Source organism: Georgenia sp. EYE_87 (genome assembly GCF_023148685.1).
Classification (GTDB): Bacteria; Actinomycetota; Actinomycetes; order Actinomycetales; family Actinomycetaceae; genus Georgenia.
Window position 1 is genome coordinate 615,835 of sequence record NZ_JAHXNL010000001.1, and the last position, 19,447, is coordinate 635,281.

16 protein-coding genes are annotated in these 19,447 nt (G+C 75.7%); 5 read left to right on the forward strand and 11 right to left on the reverse strand.

The features are described 5' to 3' along the window. Window positions 1–9: 9 nt before the first annotated feature. Entirely contained in the window at window positions 10–1,029 is a 1,020-nt protein-coding gene (gene hrcA, locus KZX45_RS02720; protein WP_248256147.1) for a heat-inducible transcriptional repressor HrcA, read from the reverse strand. Window positions 1,030–1,134: 105 nt separating this feature from the next. Between hrcA and KZX45_RS02725 the strand changes: the two genes are divergently transcribed. Next, window positions 1,135–2,028: a DUF3097 domain-containing protein gene (locus tag KZX45_RS02725; RefSeq protein WP_248256148.1), complete on the forward strand. Its 894-nt coding sequence runs from the start codon at window positions 1,135–1,137 to the stop codon at window positions 2,026–2,028. A gap of 15 nt (window positions 2,029–2,043) precedes the next feature. Here the strand turns inward: KZX45_RS02725 and KZX45_RS02730 are convergent, their stop codons facing one another. From KZX45_RS02730 to lepA, 4 genes are all read right to left on the reverse strand, one after another. Beyond that, on the reverse strand, window positions 2,044–3,021 hold the full coding sequence (locus KZX45_RS02730; RefSeq protein ID WP_248256149.1) for a hypothetical protein: 978 nt from the start codon (window positions 3,019–3,021) through the stop codon (window positions 2,044–2,046). Between the two features lie 141 nt (window positions 3,022–3,162). After that, window positions 3,163–4,443 (reverse strand): radical SAM family heme chaperone HemW, encoded by a 1,281-nt coding sequence (gene hemW / locus KZX45_RS02735; RefSeq protein WP_248256312.1) that lies wholly within the window; start codon window positions 4,441–4,443, stop codon window positions 3,163–3,165. Between the two features lie 63 nt (window positions 4,444–4,506). Continuing rightward, complete coding sequence (locus tag KZX45_RS02740; RefSeq protein WP_248256150.1) at window positions 4,507–5,166, reverse strand: MOSC domain-containing protein; 660 nt, start codon at window positions 5,164–5,166, stop codon at window positions 4,507–4,509. Further along, window positions 5,166–7,025 (reverse strand): translation elongation factor 4, encoded by a 1,860-nt coding sequence (gene lepA / locus KZX45_RS02745; protein WP_308221695.1) that lies wholly within the window; start codon window positions 7,023–7,025, stop codon window positions 5,166–5,168. The genes KZX45_RS02740 and lepA overlap by 1 nt, the downstream gene beginning before the upstream one ends. A 181-nt stretch (window positions 7,026–7,206) precedes the next feature. On the opposite strand from lepA, the gene KZX45_RS02750 reads away from it, so the two are divergent. The 3 genes from KZX45_RS02750 (at window position 7,207) to rpsT (ending at window position 8,952) form a co-directional block, all read left to right on the forward strand. After that, window positions 7,207–7,785 carry a hypothetical protein gene (locus KZX45_RS02750; protein WP_248256151.1) on the forward strand — a complete coding sequence of 193 codons (579 nt, stop codon included), beginning with the start codon at window positions 7,207–7,209 and terminating at the stop codon, window positions 7,783–7,785. A gap of 85 nt (window positions 7,786–7,870) precedes the next feature. Beyond that, a complete protein-coding gene (locus KZX45_RS02755; RefSeq protein WP_248256152.1) occupies window positions 7,871–8,479 on the forward strand; it encodes a type II toxin-antitoxin system PemK/MazF family toxin in 609 nt (202 codons plus the stop codon). A 212-nt stretch (window positions 8,480–8,691) separates the two neighbouring features. Continuing rightward, the gene (gene rpsT, locus KZX45_RS02760) at window positions 8,692–8,952 is read left to right on the forward strand and encodes a 30S ribosomal protein S20 (protein ID WP_248256153.1); all 261 of its coding nucleotides are present in this window, start codon (window positions 8,692–8,694) and stop codon (window positions 8,950–8,952) included. A gap of 69 nt (window positions 8,953–9,021) precedes the next feature. Here the strand turns inward: rpsT and KZX45_RS02765 are convergent, their stop codons facing one another. The 6 genes from KZX45_RS02765 to KZX45_RS02790 all read right to left on the reverse strand — a co-directional run bounded on the left by KZX45_RS02765 (window position 9,022) and on the right by KZX45_RS02790 (window position 17,418). Beyond that, entirely contained in the window at window positions 9,022–10,203 is a 1,182-nt protein-coding gene (locus KZX45_RS02765) for a glycosyltransferase family 1 protein (RefSeq protein WP_248256154.1), read from the reverse strand. A gap of 88 nt (window positions 10,204–10,291) precedes the next feature. Further along, entirely contained in the window at window positions 10,292–11,743 is a 1,452-nt protein-coding gene (locus KZX45_RS02770; protein ID WP_248256155.1) for an MFS transporter, read from the reverse strand. A gap of 95 nt (window positions 11,744–11,838) precedes the next feature. After that, window positions 11,839–12,840 carry a DNA polymerase III subunit delta gene (gene holA / locus KZX45_RS02775; protein ID WP_248256156.1) on the reverse strand — a complete coding sequence of 334 codons (1,002 nt, stop codon included), beginning with the start codon at window positions 12,838–12,840 and terminating at the stop codon, window positions 11,839–11,841. A gap of 151 nt (window positions 12,841–12,991) precedes the next feature. Further along, window positions 12,992–15,514 (reverse strand): ComEC/Rec2 family competence protein, encoded by a 2,523-nt coding sequence (locus KZX45_RS02780; protein WP_248256157.1) that lies wholly within the window; start codon window positions 15,512–15,514, stop codon window positions 12,992–12,994. After that, complete coding sequence (locus tag KZX45_RS02785) at window positions 15,511–16,398, reverse strand: helix-hairpin-helix domain-containing protein (protein WP_248256158.1); 888 nt, start codon at window positions 16,396–16,398, stop codon at window positions 15,511–15,513. The genes KZX45_RS02780 and KZX45_RS02785 overlap by 4 nt, the downstream gene beginning before the upstream one ends. 123 nt (window positions 16,399–16,521) lie before the next feature. After that, complete coding sequence (locus KZX45_RS02790) at window positions 16,522–17,418, reverse strand: DegV family protein (protein ID WP_248256159.1); 897 nt, start codon at window positions 17,416–17,418, stop codon at window positions 16,522–16,524. Between the two features lie 102 nt (window positions 17,419–17,520). On the opposite strand from KZX45_RS02790, the gene KZX45_RS02795 reads away from it, so the two are divergent. Next, window positions 17,521–19,440 (forward strand): helicase HerA-like domain-containing protein, encoded by a 1,920-nt coding sequence (locus tag KZX45_RS02795; RefSeq protein ID WP_248256160.1) that lies wholly within the window; start codon window positions 17,521–17,523, stop codon window positions 19,438–19,440. Window positions 19,441–19,447 lie beyond the last annotated feature (7 nt).

Consider the following 19,447-nt stretch of genomic DNA (forward strand, 5'->3'; position numbering starts at 1 on the left):
CGCGAGGTGCTACCCGGCGAGGATCCGGGAGAGGTAGCGGGCCACGGCGCGCACGGCCGCCATGGTTCCCGGGTAGTCCATGCGGGTGGGGCCGAGCACCCCGAGGCGCGCCACGCCGTCGGACGCTTCCTCTCCACCGTAGACGCTGGCCACGATCGACGCCTCGGACAGCGCCTCGTGATGGTTCTCGGCGCCGATGCGCACGGCGACGGCGTCCTCCTCCATCTCGGAGAAGAGCTTGAGCAGCACCACCTGCTCCTCGAGCGCCTCGAGCACGGGGCCGATCGTGTGGCTGAAGTCGAGGTCCGCCCGCGCGAGGTTGGCGGTGCCGGCCATCACGATGCGTTCCTCGGCGTCGAGCCGGAGGGTGTCGGTGAGCTGGGCGCTCACGGCCTCGACCAGGGGCCGGTGGGCGGGGGCGAACTGCGCGGGCAGCGCCGCGAGCTCCTGGGTGATGGTCTGCAGCCGCCGGCCCGCGCAGAGGACGTTCAGCCGCGCGCGGAGCTCCGCGGTGACGCCGGCGTCGATCTCCGCGGCGGTCTCGATGGTGCGCTGCTCCACGCGTCCGGTGTCGGTGATGATGACGACGAGCAGGCGCTGCGGGCTCAGCGGCACCAGCTCCAGGTGGCGCAGGGTGGAGCGCCGCAGGGACGGGTACTGCACCACGGCCACCTGGTGGGTGAGCTGGGCGAGCAGACGGACGGTCCGCTCCACCACGTCGTCGAGGTCGACGGCGTCGTCGAGCAGCACCTGGATCGCGCGCTTCTCCGCGGCGGACAGGGGCTTGATGGTGCCGATCTGGTCGACGAAGACGCGGTAGCCCTTGTCCGTGGGCACCCGGCCGGCCGAGGTGTGGGGCTGCACGATGAGCCCGTGCTCCTCGAGGGCGGCCATGTCGTTGCGGATCGTGGCCGGCGAGACCCCGAGCGCGTGGCGCTCGACCAGCACGCGGGAACCGACCGGCTCCCTGGTGGACACGTAGTCCTGGACGATCGCCCGGAGCACGTCGAGGCGGCGCTCCTCGCTCACTGCGTCCTCCTCCCGCTTCAGCACTCTCAACCGTTGAGTGCTAATCCTACGCGCCACGCCCGCGGGTGCGCCGGTGGCGGTGCCCACACTGCGTAACCTGCCGGGGTGAACGACCGATACGGCTCCGACGTCCTCTCCGCCGACCCGCACCGCAGCGGGTCCTTCGCGCACCGGCCGACCAGCCGGGACCAGGCGGCCGAGTCCGGGCTCGTGGTCGAGGAGGTCACCTCCGGGTTCGTGGGCGCCGTGGTGCGGGTGGAGAAGTCCGGCGGGATGCACGTCGTCGTGCTGGAGGACCGGCACGGGAAGCGGCGCACCTTCCCGCTCGGGCCGGGCTTCTGGGTCGAGGGCCGCCCGGTCACGCTGACCCCGCCGGCCGCCGCGCCGCGGCGGCAGGGACCCACCACCGCCGGCGGTCGCCGCCTGACGGCGTCGGGCTCGCTCGCCGTCGACCACCAGCGCGCCCGCGTGGCCCGCGCCTCGCGGATCTGGGTGGAGGGCCGTCACGACGCCGAGCTGGTGGAGCGGGTCTGGGGCGACGACCTGCGCGTGGAGGGCGTCGTCGTCGAGATGCTCGACGGCGTGGACAACCTCGAGGCGGTGCTGCGCGACTTCCGGCCCGGCCCCACCCGCCGGGCGGGCGTGCTGGTGGACCACCTCGTGCCGGGCTCGAAGGAGTCTCGCATCGCCGCGAAGGTGACGGGCGGGCCGGCCGGGCAGCACGTGCTGGTGCTCGGGCACCCCTACGTGGACGTGTGGCAGGCCGTGCGGCCGGAGCGGGTCGGGCTGGAGACGTGGCCGGACGTCCCGCGCGGCACCGACATCAAGGTCGGCACGCTCCGGGCGCTGGGGTGGCCGCACGCCGACCAGGCGGACATCGCCCGCGGCTGGAAGCGGATCCTGGGCCGGGTGCGCGACTACAAGGACCTCTCCCCCGCCCTCCTGGGGCGGATGGAGGAGCTGATCGACTTCGTCACCGCGGTGCCCGAGGGCGCCTGAGGGCCCCGGCACCGCTCAGGCGCTGCCCGGCACCATCACCGGCCCGCCCGTGAGCCTCCGGAAGACGAACACGGTGGCGATCGTGATCATGGGGATCGCCACGAGCAGGCCCACGCCGAGGGCGATCGCACCCAGGATGGCCACCCCGATGCTCGCGAGGATCAGCAGCAGCGCGGTGCCCAGGTTGTCCTTGACCAGACGGAAGCTGGATCTGATCGCGTCGACGGCCGACAGCCGGTGGTCGATGGCGAACTGGAGGTAGAACATCCCGAGGACGAGCACGATCAGGCCGGGAATGATCAGCAGGACGAAGCCCACCGCGGTGAGGATCGCCATGAGGACGGCCGCGAGCATCGCCTGGAGGAAGTTCGGCACCCGGAAGAAGTCGCCGAGCTCGAGCCGTCTGCCGTCGGCCGTCCGGAGCGCGGCCGAGACCAGGCCTGCGGTGATCGCGAAGTTGATGATCGTGAAGAGCAGGTTGACGAAGGACGCCGCGGGGTCGAACGCGAACGTCACCGTCGGGTCGAGCCGGTTGGTGCCGACGTTCTGGTTGCGGATCGTCTGCTCGATGCTCGAGCCGATCGCGCCGACGACGAGCAGGACCAGGGCCGCGACGATCCACGGCCCGGCGTTCGCCTTGAACCCCTGCCAGGCGTAGCGGAACGCCTCGCCCACCGACGCCGTCCGCTGCCCGTACCCCGGCTGTGCCGGCGTCGCCGTCTGCGCTCCGCCGTAGCCGGGGGCGGACTGGTAGGCCGGGGGCTGCTGGCCGTAGGCCGGGGGCTGCTGCCCGTACGGCTGCTGCTGGCCGTAGGCCGGCGGCTGCTGCTCGCCGTACGGCTGCTGCTGGCCGTAGGCCGGGGGCTGCTGCTGGCCGTAGGCCGGGGGCTGCTGCTGGCCGTAGGCCGGGGGCTCCTGGCCGTAAGGATGGTCCGGGGACGGCGTGGGACCCCGGGGGTCCTCGGGTCGCTCCGGAGGTGGGGGCTGCGTCATGGGAGCGCTCCTTCTCGGTCTGGGCCTGCTGCCTTGGACCGGCAGGACCAACGAAACCGCTCCTCGGGCGCTACGTCAACGGACTCGCGGCCGAACGGGCGGATGAGCGCTGCTCCTCACCCGGTCGCCGGCGAGGGTGTCTCAGTCGGTCAGGGCACGGACCACGGCGTCGGCGAGGAGACGTCCCCGGAGCGTGAGCCGCACCCGCCCGCGGCGGGCGGCGGCGAAGTCGACGAGGCCCTCGCGGAGCAGGTCGGCCACCGTGGCGCGCAGGCCTTCCGGCACCCGCCCGGTTCCCGGCTCGAGCTCGAGGCCGTCGGCCAGGCGCACGCCGAGCATGATCCGCTCGAGCTCGCGGGTGGCGTCGTCGAGGACCTCGCGGCCCGCCGCCGGGCTCAGACCCTGCTCGAGCCGGAACGCGTAGGTGCGGGGGTGCTTGACGTTCCACCAGCGCACGTTCCCCACGTGGCTGTGCGCGCCCGGGCCGATCCCCCACCAGTCCTGGTCGCGCCAGTAGGCGAGGTTGTGCCGGCTCGCGTGGCGAGGCGGCCGTCCCGGCCCGTCGGACGGGTCCGTCCTGGCGAAGTTGCTGACCTCGTACCACCCGAAGCCCGCCTCCGACAGGACGCGGTCGGCGAGCTCGTACTTGCTCGCGGCGTCGTCGTCGTCCGGGAGCGGGAGCTCGCCGCGCCGCACCTGGGCGCCCATCTTGGTGCCCGGCTCGACGACGAGGGCGTAGGCGGAGACGTGGTCCGGCTCCAGGGCGACGGCGGTGTCGAGGCTCGTGCGCCAGTCCTCCAGGGACTCCCCCGGAGTTCCGTAGATGAGGTCGACCGACACCTCGAGGCCGGCCTCCCGGGCCCACCGGACGACGTCGGGCAGCCGGGCGGGATCGTGCGTGCGGTCCAGGGTGTCGAGCACCGAGCGCACGGCGGACTGCATCCCGAAGGAGACCCTGGTGAAGCCGGCGGCGGCGAGGGCGGCGAGGGCGGCGGCGTCCACCGAGTCCGGGTTGGCCTCCGTCGTCACCTCGGCACCCGGGGCGAGCCCCCACGTGTCGCGCACCGCGCCGAGCATCCTGGCGAGGTCCGCGACCGGGAGCATGGTGGGCGTCCCGCCGCCGACGAAGACCGTCGAGACGGGGCGCGCCGGGAGCCCGGCGTCGGTCAGTGAGGGGTCCGACAGCACCCGCGCGGCCAGCTCGACCTCCCGCAGGGCCGTGGTGGCGTAGCTGGCCGCGCTCGCGCCGCCGCCGAGCTCGGCGTTGGTGTAGGTGTTGAAGTCGCAGTAGCCGCATCGCACCCGGCAGAACGGCACGTGCAGGTAGACACCCAGGTCGCGCGCGGCGGCGCCGTGCGCGCTGGACAGTGGCAGGGCGCCGTCGTCGGGCGGCGTCTCGCCGTCGGGCAGGGCGGGGGGCATGGGGTCCAATCATCCCTCTTCAGGGGCCGCGCGCGTGCGGCGCGGCTGCTCGGGGGTGGGCGGTCAGCGGGCGGGCGCCGCGGTGCGCGCGGCCACCCGGGTCACGTGCTCGCGCAGGTAGTCCGCCATCGAGATCGCGCCGTCGGCCTCGGCGGCGAGCAGGGTGCGGGCGTCGTCGGCGCCCTGCGCGGGGAACCAGCGGGCGACCGTGACGCCGTGCCCCGGCCGGTGCGTCACGGTGACCGGGTCCCCGGCCCGGACCTCGCCGGGTGCGAGGACGCGCAGGTAGGCGCCGGGACGGCCCCGCGCGGTGAACCGCCGGACCCAGCCGTCCTGGCCGAGCCAGCGACCGAACGTCGCGCACGGCGTGCGAGGACCGGTCACCTCGAGCTCGAGGGTGTCCCCGACGCGCCAGCGCTCCCCGATCTCCGCGTCGTCCACCGGCAGGGCGGACACGCGCAGGTTCTCGCCGAACCGGCCGGCCGGGACGTCCTCGCCGAGCTCGCGGGCCCACCGGTCGGCCTCCGCCTGGTCGTAGGCGTACACCGCCCTCTCGAGGCCGCCGTGGTCCTTGCGGTCGGCCTGCACGTCACCGCGGAGGCCGTAGCGGCCCACGCGGACGGGCCCGTCCGCGGGGCGCTTGTCGATCGCCGTGACGCCGACGCTCCCGGGGTCCGGGTGCAGCTGCACCACGCGGCACACCGCGGTGACGACGCCGGCCACTACTTCTTGCCGGTCGGCGCGTCGGAGGTGAGCGCGGCGATGAACGCCTCCTGCGGGACCTCGACCCGGCCGATGTTCTTCATGCGCTTCTTGCCCTCCTTCTGCTTCTCGAGCAGCTTGCGCTTCCGGCTGATGTCACCGCCGTAGCACTTGGCGAGCATGTCCTTGCGCAGGGCGCGGATGGTCTCGCGGGCGATCACGCGCGCGCCGATGGCCGCCTGGATCGGCACCTCGAACTGCTGGCGCGGGATGAGCTCCTTGAGCTTGCCCGCCATCGTCACGCCGTAGGAGTAGGCCTTGTCCCGGTGGACGATCGCCGAGAACGCGTCGACGTGCTCGTGGTTGAGGAGGATGTCGACCTTGACGAGGTCGGCCTCCTGGTCGCCGGAGGGCTCGTAGTCGAGGGAGGCGTAGCCGCGGGTCTTCGACTTCAGCTGGTCGAAGAAGTCCCCGACGATCTCCTGCAGCGGCAGGGTGTAGCGCAGCTCGACGCGGGTCTCGGACAGGTAGTCCATGCCGAGCAGCGTGCCGCGCCGCCCCTGGCACAGCTCCATGATCGCGCCGACGAACTCGCTCGGGGCGAGGATGGTCGAGCGCACGACGGGCTCGCGGATCGACGTGATCTTGCCCTCGGGGAACTCGCTCGGGTTGGTGACGTGGACCTCGGTCCCGTCCTCGGTGACCACGTCGTAGGAGACGTTGGGCGCCGTCGAGATGAGCGAAAGGTCGAACTCGCGCTCCAGGCGCTCCCGGACGATCTCGAGGTGCAGCAGTCCGAGGAAGCCGCAGCGGAACCCGAAGCCGAGCGCGACCGAGGTCTCCGGCTCGTAGACGAGCGCGGCGTCGTTGAGCTTGAGCTTGTCGAGGGCGTCGCGGAGCACCGGGTAGTCCGAGCCGTCCACGGGGTAGAGCCCGGAGAACACCATGGGCTTCGGCTCGCGGTAGCCGCCCAGGGCCTCGGACGCCGGCTTGGACAGGTTCGTGACGGTGTCGCCGACCTTGGACTGGCGCACGTCCTTCACGCCGGTGATGAGATAGCCCACCTCGCCGACGCCGAGCCCCGCCGAGGGGGTCGGCTCGGGCGAGATGACGCCGATCTCCAGCAGCTCGTGCGTGGCGCGCGTGGACATCATCTGGATCCGCTCACGCGGGCTGAGCTGGCCGTCGATGACCCGGACGTAGGTCACGACGCCGCGGTAGGTGTCGTAGACGGAGTCGAAGATCATCGCCCGCGAGGGTGCGTCGGCGTTCCCGACGGGCGCCGGGATCTCCTGCACGATGCGGTCGAGGAGCTCCAGGACACCGGCCCCGGTCTTGCCGGAGACGCGCAGACAGTCCTCGGGCTCGCCGCCGATGAGGTTGGCGAGCTCCTCCGCGTACCTCTCGGGCTGCGCGGCCGGCAGGTCGATCTTGTTCAGGACCGGGATGATCGTGAGGTCGTTCTCCATGGCCATGTAGAGGTTCGCCAGGGTCTGCGCCTCGATGCCCTGCGCGGCGTCGACCAGGAGGATCGCGCCCTCGCAGGCCGCCAGCGACCGGTTGACCTCGTAGGAGAAGTCGACGTGGCCGGGCGTGTCGATCATGTTCAGCGCGTACGGCTGCCCGTCGACCTCCCACGGCATGCGCACGGCCTGGGACTTGATGGTGATGCCGCGCTCGCGCTCGATGTCCATCCGGTCGAGGTACTGCGCACGCATGGCACGGTCGTCGACCACCCCGGTCAGCTGCAGCATGCGGTCCGCCAGCGTCGACTTGCCGTGGTCGATGTGGGCGATGATGCAGAAGTTCCGCAGCAGCTCGGGCGGGGTCGCCGCCGGGCGGATCTGCGCGGCCTGTGCCGGGCTGGGGATGGGTGACACGCAGCTACCTCGAGAGACGGACGGGATGCGCGGGCGCGCGGGATGGACCAGACCATATGGTCCCACGGCGCCCGGCCGAACGGCGAAGCGGTCCCGCGGTGGACGCCGGCGCGGAGGTTCCCGGTGTTCGCTGACGGGTGAGCGCCCGGCCGCGGCCCCACCGTCGTGCGAGGCTTTTCGCATGACGGCGGCCGGCGACATGCTCAACCAGGTGGTACCGACCCTCGTGCGCGTGGCTCGCCGTCCCGGCGCGCTGCTGCTCACCGCCGCCGCGACGGCGGTCGGGATCTTCGCGCTGCTGGGCCTGCTCCTCGGCACCGGCGGGACGGGCTGGACGGCCTGGATCCCGTTCGGGCTCGCCGCCGTCCTCGCGGTCCCCGTGCTGGTTCTCACCGTCCGCCGCGCCCGGCTGCAGGCCCAGACGCAGGATCTCGACCTTCGGCAGACGATCGTCGGGGGCAGCCGGGAGGTGGTCGTGGTCGACAGCCACGGCCAGGACCCCGCCCGGCACGCGCTCCAGGACGAGGTCGAGACGCTCAACGCGGCGATGGCCGAGGGGGCCGTGCGCACCGCCCGCTTCCTCCCGCGCGTCGAGGCCGCCCAGCGGGCCGCGCTCGTGGCGGCCGGCGGGACCGTGCGGGCGCCCTACCTCGCCGACGACCTGCGGGTGACGATCGTGGCGCTGCTCGGCACGCTGGCGGCGGTCCCGCTGGGCACGCTCGGGGCGATCGTCACGGCCGTGCTGCTGCTGGCCTCCTGACCGGGCTCCCGCCACCCGGCGCACGCCGTCGCCGCGTCGGACGGACCGGCGCGCGGGACCACCCGCCGTGCCGGACGGGGCCGCCATGAGCTCGATCCTCAGCAGGGCCCTGCGCACCGCCGGCCGCGCGGCCGGCGACGCCGCCCGGCAGTACCTGCGCCGCCGCACCGACGACCCCTCGCGCGGGCAGCCGCGGCGGCCGCGCCGCGACGCCGGGCCGCGCGGGACGTCGTCGCCCCGGGCGTCCGCCGGCGAGCAGCAGGTCGAGGCGGCCTCCCGCGAGACGGTCGAGTACGACGTCGCCCGGCTCGGGCTGCCGGAGCTTGACTACTCCCCCCGGCACGACGACCAGCCGGACCCCGGCGAGGTCGTGTGGACGTGGGTGCCCTACGACGACGACCCGGGTCGGGGCAAGGACCGGCCGGTGCTCGTGCTGGCACGGGAGGGGGCCGGACTTGTCGTCGCGCAGATGACCTCGAAGGACCACGACCGTGACGCCGACGACGAGGCCCGTCACGGCCGGCGCTGGATCGACGTCGGCTCCGGCGACTGGGACTCGCGCGGGCGGGCGAGCGAGGTGCGGCTGGACCGGCTGCTGCTCGTCGAGCCGATGGCGGTGCGTCGCAACGGCGGCTCGCTGGACCGGGCCCGTTTCGACGAGGTGGCCGCCGCCCTCCGCGCGCACCACGGCTGAGGCCGGCGGGCCCGAGACGTCGGTCACGTCGGCGCGGCCTCGCCCGGCCGGGCGTCCGGCTGGTAGTCTTTTCGCTTGGGTCGCCGCCCGGTCGGCTGCGACCCGGCCAACGACCAACCACGAGGTACCCCCACGCCCCAGTCCCGGTCGCGGCGAATCCCTCACGACCGTTGACAGATCGCTCCGGCGAACGCAGAAGAGAGTCCCTTAACGTGGCGAACATCAAGTCCCAGAAGAAGCGCATCCTCACCAACGAGAAGGCGCGGCTGCGCAACAAGGCCGTGAAGTCCGAGCTCAAGACGCACGTGCGCCGGGTCCGCGAGGCCCTCGCCGCCGGCGACAAGGACGCCGCGGCCACCGCGCTGAAGACGGCGGGCCGCAAGCTCGACAAGGCCGCCAGCAAGGGCGTGATCCACGCCAACCAGGCCGCCAACCGCAAGGCGAAGCTGGCCAAGCAGATCTCCGCGCTCTAAGCGTGACGGCTCGCTGAGCCGTACGACGGCGCCGCACCCCTCGGGTGCGGCGCCGTCGGCGTGCCTGCGTCAGTTGTACTGGTGGCGCTCGAAGAGCTGGTTGCGCTCGAAGCCGGCGACCTGCCGGGCGACGCGGGCCTCCGCCCGGTCGATCACCGTGGCGTAGTGGCCGAGGAGCGCCTCGCCCAGCGCCGCCCAGGAGCGCGGGAGCACCCGCCGCCGCCCGGCCTCGCCCATCCGGGCGCGCATGGCGGGGTCGGCCGCGAGCACCCGCACCGCGCCCGCCAGCGCCCGGTCGTCCTCGGGGGCGTAGAGGTAGCCGGTGTCCCCCTCGGCCACCACGTCCAACGGGCCGCCCGCCGCCGGCGCCACGACGGTGACGCCGCTGGCCATGGCCTCCTGGAGCGTCTGGCCGAACGTCTCGTGCGTCCCGGTGTGGACGAAGACGTCCAGGGCCGCGTAGGCCCGGGCCAGCTCGGTGCCGTCGAGGCGACCGAGGAAGGCCGCGCCCGGCAGCTGCCGTTCGAGGGTGGGCCGCGACGGCCCGTCCCCGACGACGACGAGGCGCACCCCGGGGTCGGCGTTCAGGACGGCCAGCCGCTCCACCCGCTTCTCCGGCGCCAGCCGTCCGACGTAGCCGGCGAGCACGGTGCCCTCCGGTGCCCCGGCCAGGAGGCGTCGGCGCAGGGCCGCCCCCTCCGGCGTGGTGCGGTGCCGCGGGTGGTAGGTCTCGGCGTCGACGCCCCGCCCCCACCAGGCGGTGCGCTCGACGCCCGCGGCGGCGAGATCGGCGAGCGAGGCGCTCGAGGGGGCGAGGGTCAGGTCGGCGTAGGAGTGGACGTGGCGGAGCCACCGCCAGATGCCCGGCGCCGTGGCGCTGAGCCCGTGCTTGCGGGCGAAGCCCGCCACGTCGGTCTGGAAGATGGCGACGGTGGGCACGCCCCGCCGTCGGGCCAGGACCAGGGCCTGCGCGCCGAGCCCGAACGGCGACGCGGCGTGCAGGACGTCGGGTGCGAAGGCGTCCAGGGTCCGCACGAGCTGGAGACTCGGCACGGCGGCCCGGAAGCCGCGGTAGCTGAACGAGGACGCCTGGACCACGGGGAAGCCGGCGTACCGGCGGGGCGCCGGCCCCGGGCAGACGACGACGGCGTCGTGCCCGCGGGCGGCAAGGTGGTCGAGGACCCGGAGCACGGAGGTGGTGACCCCGTTGGCCGCGGGCAGGAACGATTCGGTGACGATCGCAACTCGCACGCCCACACGGTCCCGCGCCCAGGTGGCGGGCGGGCGTCGGCCGGTGAAGTGTCGGGTGGCGGGTCGGTGAACGCTCGGGGTCGCGCGCTCACTCCTCGAGCGCGAGGCCCCGCCGTTCGGCCAGCAGGAGCGCGCCGCCGGCCGCGACGAGGAACGCGACCGCGAACGCGGTGAACACCAGCCAGATCTCGCCGCCGCGGTTCAGGAACGGCACGGAGAGCGGGGCCAGGATCGACGCGATCCGGCCGAACCCGGCGGCCCAGCCCGCCCCGCTGCCGCGCACCGACGTCGGGTACATCTCGGGAGTGACGGCGTAGAGCGCGCCCCAGGCGCCGAGCGCGAAGAACGAGAGGAGGCAGCCGGCGGTGATCACGCCCGCGGGCGTCGAGGCGACGGCGAAGAGGTAGGAGGCCCCCGCGGCACCGACCAGGAAGCTGGCCAGGGTCGGCCGGCGCCCCCACCGCTCGATCAGGTATGCCGCGGCCGCGTACCCGGGGAGCTGCGCCGCGGTGATGACGACGGTGTACTCGAACGACTTCACCAGGTCGAACCCGGAGGCGACCAGCAGCGTCGGCAGCCAGACGAAGGCCCCGTAGTAGGCGAAGTTCAGGAAGAACCAGACCAGCCACAGCCCGATGGTGCGTCTCCGCAGCGCCCGGCCCCAGATGACGGACAGCCCGCCGGGCGTCGGGGGGGCGTCCGGCACCGCGGCCTCGGGCTCGGCGGCGACCGGAGCGACGGCAGCCTGTGCGGCGGCGGCCGGTGTTGCGCCGGCCGGTGCTGGTGCCGGCGCGGGTGCCGGCGTGGTCGGCGGCACCCCGGCGTCAGCGCCCGCGGCGCGCGCCGCCGTCGTGCCGAACATCGGTTCGGAGCCCTCGAACCGGCGCACGGCGTGCTCGGCCTCCGCGTGCCGTCCGCGGGACTCGAGGAACCGGACCGACTCCGGCAGCCTGCGGCGGACGTAGATCGCGTACAGCGCCGGCACGGCGCCGAGGGCGAGGGCCCACCGCCAGCCGTTCTCGGTGTCGGAGACCACGAAGTAGCCGATCAGGGCCGCGGCGAGCCAGCCCACGGCCCAGAACGCCTCGAGCACCACCACCAGCCGGCCGCGGATGCGGGCGGGCGCGTACTCGCTCACCAGCGTGGACGCGACCGGCAGCTCGGCGCCGAGGCCGAGCCCGACGACGAGGCGCAGCACCAGGAGCGCCCCCACCGAGGTGGCGAGGGCCGACGCGCCGGTGGCGAGCCCGTACACCAGGAGCGTCATGGCGAAGACGTTGCGGCGCCCGATGCGGTCGGCGAGCAGGCCGCCGAGCGAGGCGCCGAGCGCCATGCCGACGAAGCCGATCGACCCGATCAGGCTGAGCTGGGTGTCCCCGAGCTCCCACTGCACGGCGAGCGCCGCCATGACGAAGGAGATGAGGCCGACGTCCATGGCGTCCAGCGCCCAGCCGACGCCCGAGCCGCCGATCAGCCGCCCGTGCTCGCGCGTGAACGGCAGGCGGTCGAGGCGCTGGGTGCGGGTCTGCTGAGCGGTCACCCGCCAACGGTAGTTGGCGGGCCACCCGCTCCTCGGTGGCGTCTCAGGTCTCAGCGGTGGGTGTGCGCGGCGGCGCTCCGGCGACGCCGGCGGTCTCAGCGGCGTCCGCGGGCGCCGGCGACCTTGAGCACGGCCCGCTCGACGGCGAAGACGGGGTCGCGGCTCAGTCCCTTGACCTCGGCGTCCGCGGCGGCGACGGCGGTGATCGCCGTGGCGAGGCCCTCGGGGGTCCAGTCCCCCAGCTCGCGGCGGGCCCGGTCCACCTGCCAGGGCGCGAGCCCCAGCTCACCGACGGACACGCCGGCACGTCCGCGGGTGGCGGCGACCTTCGCGAGCGTGCGCAGCTTGACGGCCAGGGCGGCGACGATCGGCACCGGCCCCGTGCCGGTGGCGACGGCGTGGCGCAGGAGCGCGACCGCCTCCCCGGCCTGCCCGGCCACAGCGGCGTCGGCGACCTTGAACCCGGTCGCCTCCACCCGTCCGCCGTAGTAGCGCTGGACCACCTCGGTGGTCACGGTGCCGGTGGTGTCGGCGATGAGCTGGCTGGTCGCGGCGCCGAGCTCGCGCAGATCGGCGCCGGTGGCCTCGACGAGCGCCTGGACGGCGTCGGGCTCGATCCGCCGGCGCGCGCGACGGAAGTCGGCCCGGACGAAGTCCGCCTTGTCGCCGTCCCGCTTGATCTGGTCGCAGGTCACCACGGGATGGCCGCCGGCGGCGATGGCGTCCAGCAGCTTCTTGCCCCGCACGCCGCCGTTGTGCCGCACGACGAGCCAGACGTCGTCGGGGACGGCCCGCAGGTAGACGAGGGCGTCGTCGAGGAACGCGTCGGTCATCGCCTCCGCCCCCTCGACCACCAGGCAGCGGCGCTCCCCGAACAGCGACGGGCTGGCCACCATCTCGAGCTGACCGGACTCGTACGCGGCCGCCTCGAGGTGCGTGACCTCGACCTCGGGGTCCGCCTCCCGGGCCTGCTCGAGGAGACGGTCCACGGCGCGGTCGGCCAGGAGTCCCTCGGTGCCACGGACGAGGACGACGGGGGCGAGCTCGGCCTGGTCCCAGGTGAGGGCGGGGGCGCTCTTGCGGCGGGCGGGTGGCACTCCCCTAGCCTGCCACGCCCCACCCGCACGGCTGTCCCGCCGCCCACCGGCACGGCGGTGAGCACGGTGAGCGCGGTGAACAGCGAACGGTGGCGGTGGGCGGAGGCGGAGGGCGGAGGGCGCACCCTCGGCGGCGCTCACCCGTCGCCGCTCAGCCCCCGCCCTCCTGGCAGGACGACCGCACGCCCAGCCCGGCCGGTGAGGCCGTCCGGACCACCGTCACCGCCCCGCACACGTCCGTGCGCAGCACGAGCCCGGAGCGCCCGTACAGCTCGAGGGCGCTCCGCGCCGGGTGCCCGTAGTCGTTGTCCGCGCCCACGCTCACCAGGGTCAGCCGCGGCTTGAGGATCGCCGGCAGCCGCTCGTCCTGGCGCGGAGAGCCGTGGTGCGCCATGACCACGACGTCGTGGGCCGGAGCCGGGGATCGGCGCAGCTGGCGTACGAGGCGGGCCTGCCCGTCCAGCTCGGCGTCGCCGAGGGCGAGGGCACGCAGGCCGGGGGCGTCCAGGCGCACCACGAGCGACAGGTCGTTGACCGCGGCCTCGCCGGACCCCGCGGCGACGGTCTCGGGGAGCGGCCCGAGCACCTCCCAGCCGACCTCGCCGGCACGGCCGTGGGCACCCGGCCCGCCGGCTACCGGGCGGTCCACCGGGACGTCGGCGGCGGCGAGCTCGCGCTGCACGGCCTCGACCGCGGCCGCCGGGTCGGAGCCGGGCCCGAGGAGCGTCCGCTGCACGTCCACCGCCGCCAGGACCTCCGGGAGCCCGCCGACGTGGTCGGCGTGCGCGTGGGTGAGGACGAGCAGGTCGAGCCGCCGGACCCCCGTGTCCCGCAGGCAGTCGGCCGCCGCGCCCCCGGCGGGTCCGACGTCGACCATCACCGCCGCCCCCGCGCCGGAGCGGACGACGAACGCGGCGCCCTGGCCGACGTCGCACTGGACGGCCACCCACTCCGGCGGGGGACGGCCGCCGGGCAGCCAGGCGCCGACCACCTGGCGGGGGCCGGGAAGGACCAGCACCACGAGCAGGGCGACGAGGGCGGGCACCGCGGGGCGGGTCCGGCGCGGCCCCGCACGCGCGAGCACCGCGAGCGCAGCCGCCGTCGCCGCCGCGAGCGCGAGCGCCCCGCCCGTGCCGCCGGGCCAGGCCAGCTGGGCCCCCGGCAGAGCGGCCAGGCCGCGGGCGACGAGGGCGATCCACGCCGTGCACCAGGACGCCACGACCGCCAGCACCTCGGCCACGCCCGGCCACCAGGGCGCCAGCACTGTGGCGCCCACGCCCAGCACCGTGGCCGGCGGGACGGCGGGTGCGGCGAGGACGTTCGCCGGCACCGCGTAGGGCGAGACGGCCGGCGTGAGCAGCACGATCACCGGCCCGCACGCCGCCTGCGCGGCGGCCGGCACCGCGACCGCGGTCGCGAGCCAGCGCGGCAGGAGGTGCGTGAGCCACCGGGCCCACGGTCGGGCCAGCAGCACCAGGCCGGCGGTGGCGAGGACCGACAGGACGAACCCGTAGGACCGCGCGAGCCAAGGATCGGCCAGCACCAGGGCGACGACGGCGGCGCACAGCGCGGGCAGGGCACGCGCCGGGCGGCCGAGCAGGAGGGCGACCAGGACCACCGCCCCCATGACGGCCGAGCGCAGCACGCTGGCCTCCGGACGCACCAGCGCCACGAACGCCACGAGGGCGAGGGCCCCGGCCGCCGTGCGCCAGGGCCGGGGCAGCCACACGAGCACCCCGAGCACCGCGCCGAGGAGGATCGCGACGTGGGCGCCGGAGACCGCGGTGAGATGCGTGAGCGAGACGGCCTGCATGTCGGCGCGGAGCTCGGCGGGCAGCTCCCGGTCGTCGCCCACCGCGATGCCCGGCACCAGGCCGCGCGCCTGCGGCGAGAGGTCCGCGGTCACCGCGCGCAGTGCGCCGCGGAAGAGGTTCACGGCGCGCAGGTGCCACGGCGGCGGGCCGAGCCGCTCCGGCCCGTGCGAGGTGACGAGCAGCGCCGCCGCGTCGTCACCCGGTTCGGTCGCGACCAGCGTCCCGCGAACCCGGACCTGCTCGCCGAGCGTCAGGCCGCCCCACCCGGCCGGCCCGAGCACGACGACCGGCGCCCGGGCCGGGGACCGGGCGCCCCGCCCCGCGACCTCCACCACGTCCGCGACCACGCGGAAACGGCCCTCCGGCTCCCACTCGCGGGCCTCGACGGGCCGCGGCTCGGCGGCGACCCGGGCGGTCACCACGGCGCTCGCGCCGCGGCCGACCAGGTCCGCCAGCAGCCCGCGGTCCCGGACGTGGATGTGAGCGGCCGTGGCGCCCAGGGTCGCCGCCACGACCACCAGCGCCAGCAGCGCGGCGGCCGACGGCGGGGCGGCGGCGACGCCGCGGTGGCGCCGCCGCCCCGCCCACGCGGGGCGATGCCGTCGCTCACGGAGCAGGAGGCAGGCAGGGACGACGCAGGCGAGCAGCACCGCTCCGGCGGCGATGCCTGTCGCCGCCGGCGGCGTCGTCACGCCGAGGTGCGCGGCGGCCCAGGCCCCGGCCGCAGCCGGAACCAGCCGGACGTCCAGCGGCGCGGGCGGTCGCGGCGCCTCCCCCTCCGGGGCGCGGGTCCGGCGGCGCCCCGGACCGCGCCGTGCAGGCACGGCCGGGCCCGCCTCGTCCGGGAGGGTGGCGGTCACACCGTCACCAGGGGCCTGAGCCGCTCGAGCGTGGCGGGGCCGATTCCGGAGACCTCGTCGAGATCGTCGACGGAGGTGAAGGAGCCGTTCAGGTCGCGCCAGTCGAGGATGCGCTGCGCGATGGCCGGCCCGACCCCCGGCAGCGAGTCGAGCTCGGCGGCGGTCGCGGTGTTGAGGTTGACGGGCGCGCCGGCCGGGGCGCCGCCTCCGGTGCCGTCGGTGCGGGCCGCCCCGGCACCCGCCGCAGCGGCTCCCCCGCCCTCGTCCGCCCCGGGCGGCCGCTCGCCCTCCAGCGGGACGTACACCTGCTCGCCGTCGACGAGGAGGCGGGCGAGGTTCACCGCCCCGAGGTCCGCCTCGCCCGTGGCCCCGCCGACCGCGTCCACGGCCTCTCCCACGCGCGCACCCGCGGGCAGCTCCACCACGCCCGGGGCCGAGACGGCGCCCGCGACGTGGACCACCACGACGGACGGGCGCGCGGAGCCGGTCGGCGCGGCCGGGTCTCCGCCCCCGGTCGTCGCCGACGCCCCGTCCGCCGTCGTGCCCTCCGCCGCGCCGGAGCGCCCCTCGTCGTCGCCGGTCTCGACCACGCCGGCCTCGACGTCGCCGGGCTCGACGTCGCTGGCCGCCCCGGCCCCGGGGGGCGGCGGGAGCGGCACCGGGTCGCCCGGCCGGCCCAGCCAGGCACCAGCCGCCACCGCGAGCGCGCACGCCAGCGCCGCCGCGCCGGCGACGACGGCGGAGCGGGCCGAGGGCGCCCAGCGGCGGCGTGCGGGGACGACGTCGTCCTCGGGACTGAGCTCGAGGTGCCCCGCGGCGGCGGTGTACGCCGCCGAGGTCAGCGCGCGCAGCCGCGCGCCACGGTCCCGCCGTCGAACCTCCACGCCAGGACGGTAGGAGCCTCCGCCGCTCCCGCGGCCCGCGGCTCCCGGCCCCCTGTGGAACTCCCGGCGTCCGGCACCGCTGTGCACGGCGGCGGCCCGGGGGACGGCCCGGAGGGCGTCCGCTCAGCGGGCCGGCGCGACGACCACACCGAGCACGCCCGGCCCCGCGTGCACCCCGACGACGGCCGTCACCTCGCTGCGCAGCGCGCCGGCGACGAGCGCACCTGTGCCCGCCAGGGCGTCCGCGAGGTCCTCCTCGAGAGCCACCGCCTCCTCGGCGGCACCGAAGTGGTGGACCGCGACGCGGACCCGTTGCGCCGGCGGGTGCGGCACGCGCGCCCCGGGACCACCGGCCGCCTGCACGGCACGCTCGAGCACACGCCGACGGGCACGGGCCCGGCCGCGGACCGTCTCGACGACGACGATCCGCCCGTCCGAGACGCCCAGGACCGGCCGGATGCCGAGGGCGGTCCCCATGAGGGCCGCTCCCGGGCTCATCCGGCCGCCGCGCTGGAGGAAACCGAGGTCGGTCACCATGAACAGCACGGTGGACTTCGCCGCGGTCTCTCGTGCGACGGCCACGACCTGCGCCGCTCCCCCGCCGTCGCGGGCAGCCTCCGCGGCGGCCACCGCGGCGAGACCGGTCCCCGCCGCCACGGTGCGGGAGTCGACGACGTGCACCCGGCCCCCCTCGCCGGCCAGGGCCGCGGCCGCGCGCCGCGCGCCGGCGACGGTGCCCGAGAGGTCGGCCGAGAGATGGATCGCCACGACCTCCCGCGCGCCGCCCTCGGCCGCGGCCCGGTAGGCCCGCTCCAGCTCGGCCGTGGAGGGCTGGGAGGTGGTCGCGCGGACCCCCTGCACCAGCCGTGCGGCGAGGGCGGCGGACCCGACGGCGTCGTCGAGCTGGTCCTCTCCGTCGACGACGACGTGCAGGGGCACCACGGTGATGCCGAGCTCGGCGGCGACCTCCGGCGGCAGGCTCGCCGTCGAGTCCGTGACCACCGCGACACCCGTCCCCATGCCGTCCACCCTAGGGCCCGTCCGCCCGTCCGCCCGCGGGCGTCGCGGCCGGGCGGGACCACTAGCATCGGCCGCAGCGACCGCCCCACCGAGGAGACGCCCATGGCCGACGACGCAGCGACCGACACGGCGGAGCTCGCCCGCCTCCGCGCGGAGGCCGCGCAGGCGGCCGCGGAGGCCGCCTACGCGCGGGCGGTCGCGGCCCAGGCCGCTCTCGACGCCGCCCTCGCCGGCGCGGGTCGGGGCCCGGCGGCCGACGGCGGGACGGCCCCGGCGGGCGGCGCGGGAACAGCTTCCCCACGCACCGCCGCGGCCTCCGTCGCCGGCGGAGCCGGGTCGCCCGCCGACGCCGGGTCGCCCGCCGACGCGGCGTCGCCCGCCGACGCCGGGTCGCCCGCCGACGCGCTCGAGGGCTACGCCCGCGAGGTCGCGGAGGGGTACGCCGTCGAGGGCGAGATCCTCCCGCTCGGTGCCCTCGTCGTGGAGGGCTCGCCGGTGCCCGCCGCGCAGGTCGGGCTCCCGCTGGCGATGCTCAACCGCCACGGGCTCGTCGCCGGCGCCACCGGCACGGGCAAGACGCGCACCCTGCAGGTCATGGCGGAGGGCCTCTCCGCCGCCGGGGTCCCGGTCTTCCTCACGGACGTCAAGGGTGACCTGTCCGGGATGCTCGAGGCCGGCGAGGGCGGCGGTGCCCTCCTGGAGCGCACGCACGCCGTCGGCCAGGACTGGTCACCGACGTCGTTCTCGGTGGAGCTGCTCTCGCTCGGCGGCGTCGGCGCCGGGGTGCCGATCCGGACCACGGTGACCGACTTCGGGCCGCTGCTGCTGAGCAAGGTCCTCGGGCTCAACGAGACCCAGGAGTCCTCGCTCCAGCTGATCTTCCACTGGGCGGACGCCGAGGGGCTGGCGCTGCTCGACCTGAAGGACCTGCGCGCCACGGTCGCCTACCTCACCAGCGAGGACGGCCGGCCGGAGCTGAGGGAGATCGGCGGCATCTCGACCGCGACCGCCGGTGTCATCCTGCGGGAGATCTCCGCCCTGCAGGCGCAGGGGGCCGATGTGTTCTTCGGCGAGCCCGCCTTCGACACGGCCGACCTGCTGCGCACCGCTGCGGACGGCCGGGGCGTCGTCTCCGCCCTGCAGCTGCCGCAGCTGCAGGACCGGCCGGCCCTCTTCTCCACGTTCGTCATGTGGCTGCTCGCGGACCTGTTCGGGTCCCTTCCGGAGGTCGGGGACGAGGAGCGGCCGAGGCTGGTGTTCTTCTTCGACGAGGCGCACCTGCTCTTCGCGGACGCCTCGGCCGAGTTTCTCAAGCAGGTGGTCAGGACCGTGCGGCTCATCCGGTCCAAGGGGGTGGGCATCGTCCTCGTGACGCAGACGCCACGGGACGTCCCGGCCGACGTCCTCGGCCAGCTCGGCGCCCGGGTGCAGCACGCGCTGCGCGCCTTCACGCCGAAGGACGCCGAGGCGCTGCGCGACACCGCCCGCACCTTCCCCTCCTCGCCCTACGACCTCGAGAAGGTCCTGACCTCCCTGGGCACCGGCGAGGCGGTGGTGACCGTGCTGTCGGAGAAGGGAGCCCCGACGCCGGTCGCGGCCACCCGTGTCCGGGCGCCCCGTTCCTCGATGGAGCCGGCGACGACGGCGTCCCTGCAGCACGCCGTCGCCGGCTCCCCGCTCTCGGCTCGCTACGGCGAGGCCGTCGACCGCGACTCGGCGCACGAGCTTCTCACCGCGCGCGTCGCCCAGCAGGACGCGGCCGCGAACGCCGCCGCCGCACGGGCGGAGGCCGACAAGCTCGCCCGTGAGCAGGCGAAGGAGGCGGAGAAGGCGGCGAAGGAGCGAGAGCGCGAGCTGGCGAGGATGCAGGCGGAGCTCGAACGCGAGGACAAGAAGGCCCGCGAGGCCGCCGAGCGCGCCCGACGCCAGCGCGGCAGCGCGTTCGACAGCTTCCTGCGCTCCGCGGGCACCCAGCTCGGGCGCGAGATCACGCGGTCGATCTTCGGCACCAGGCGCCGCTGAGGTCGGC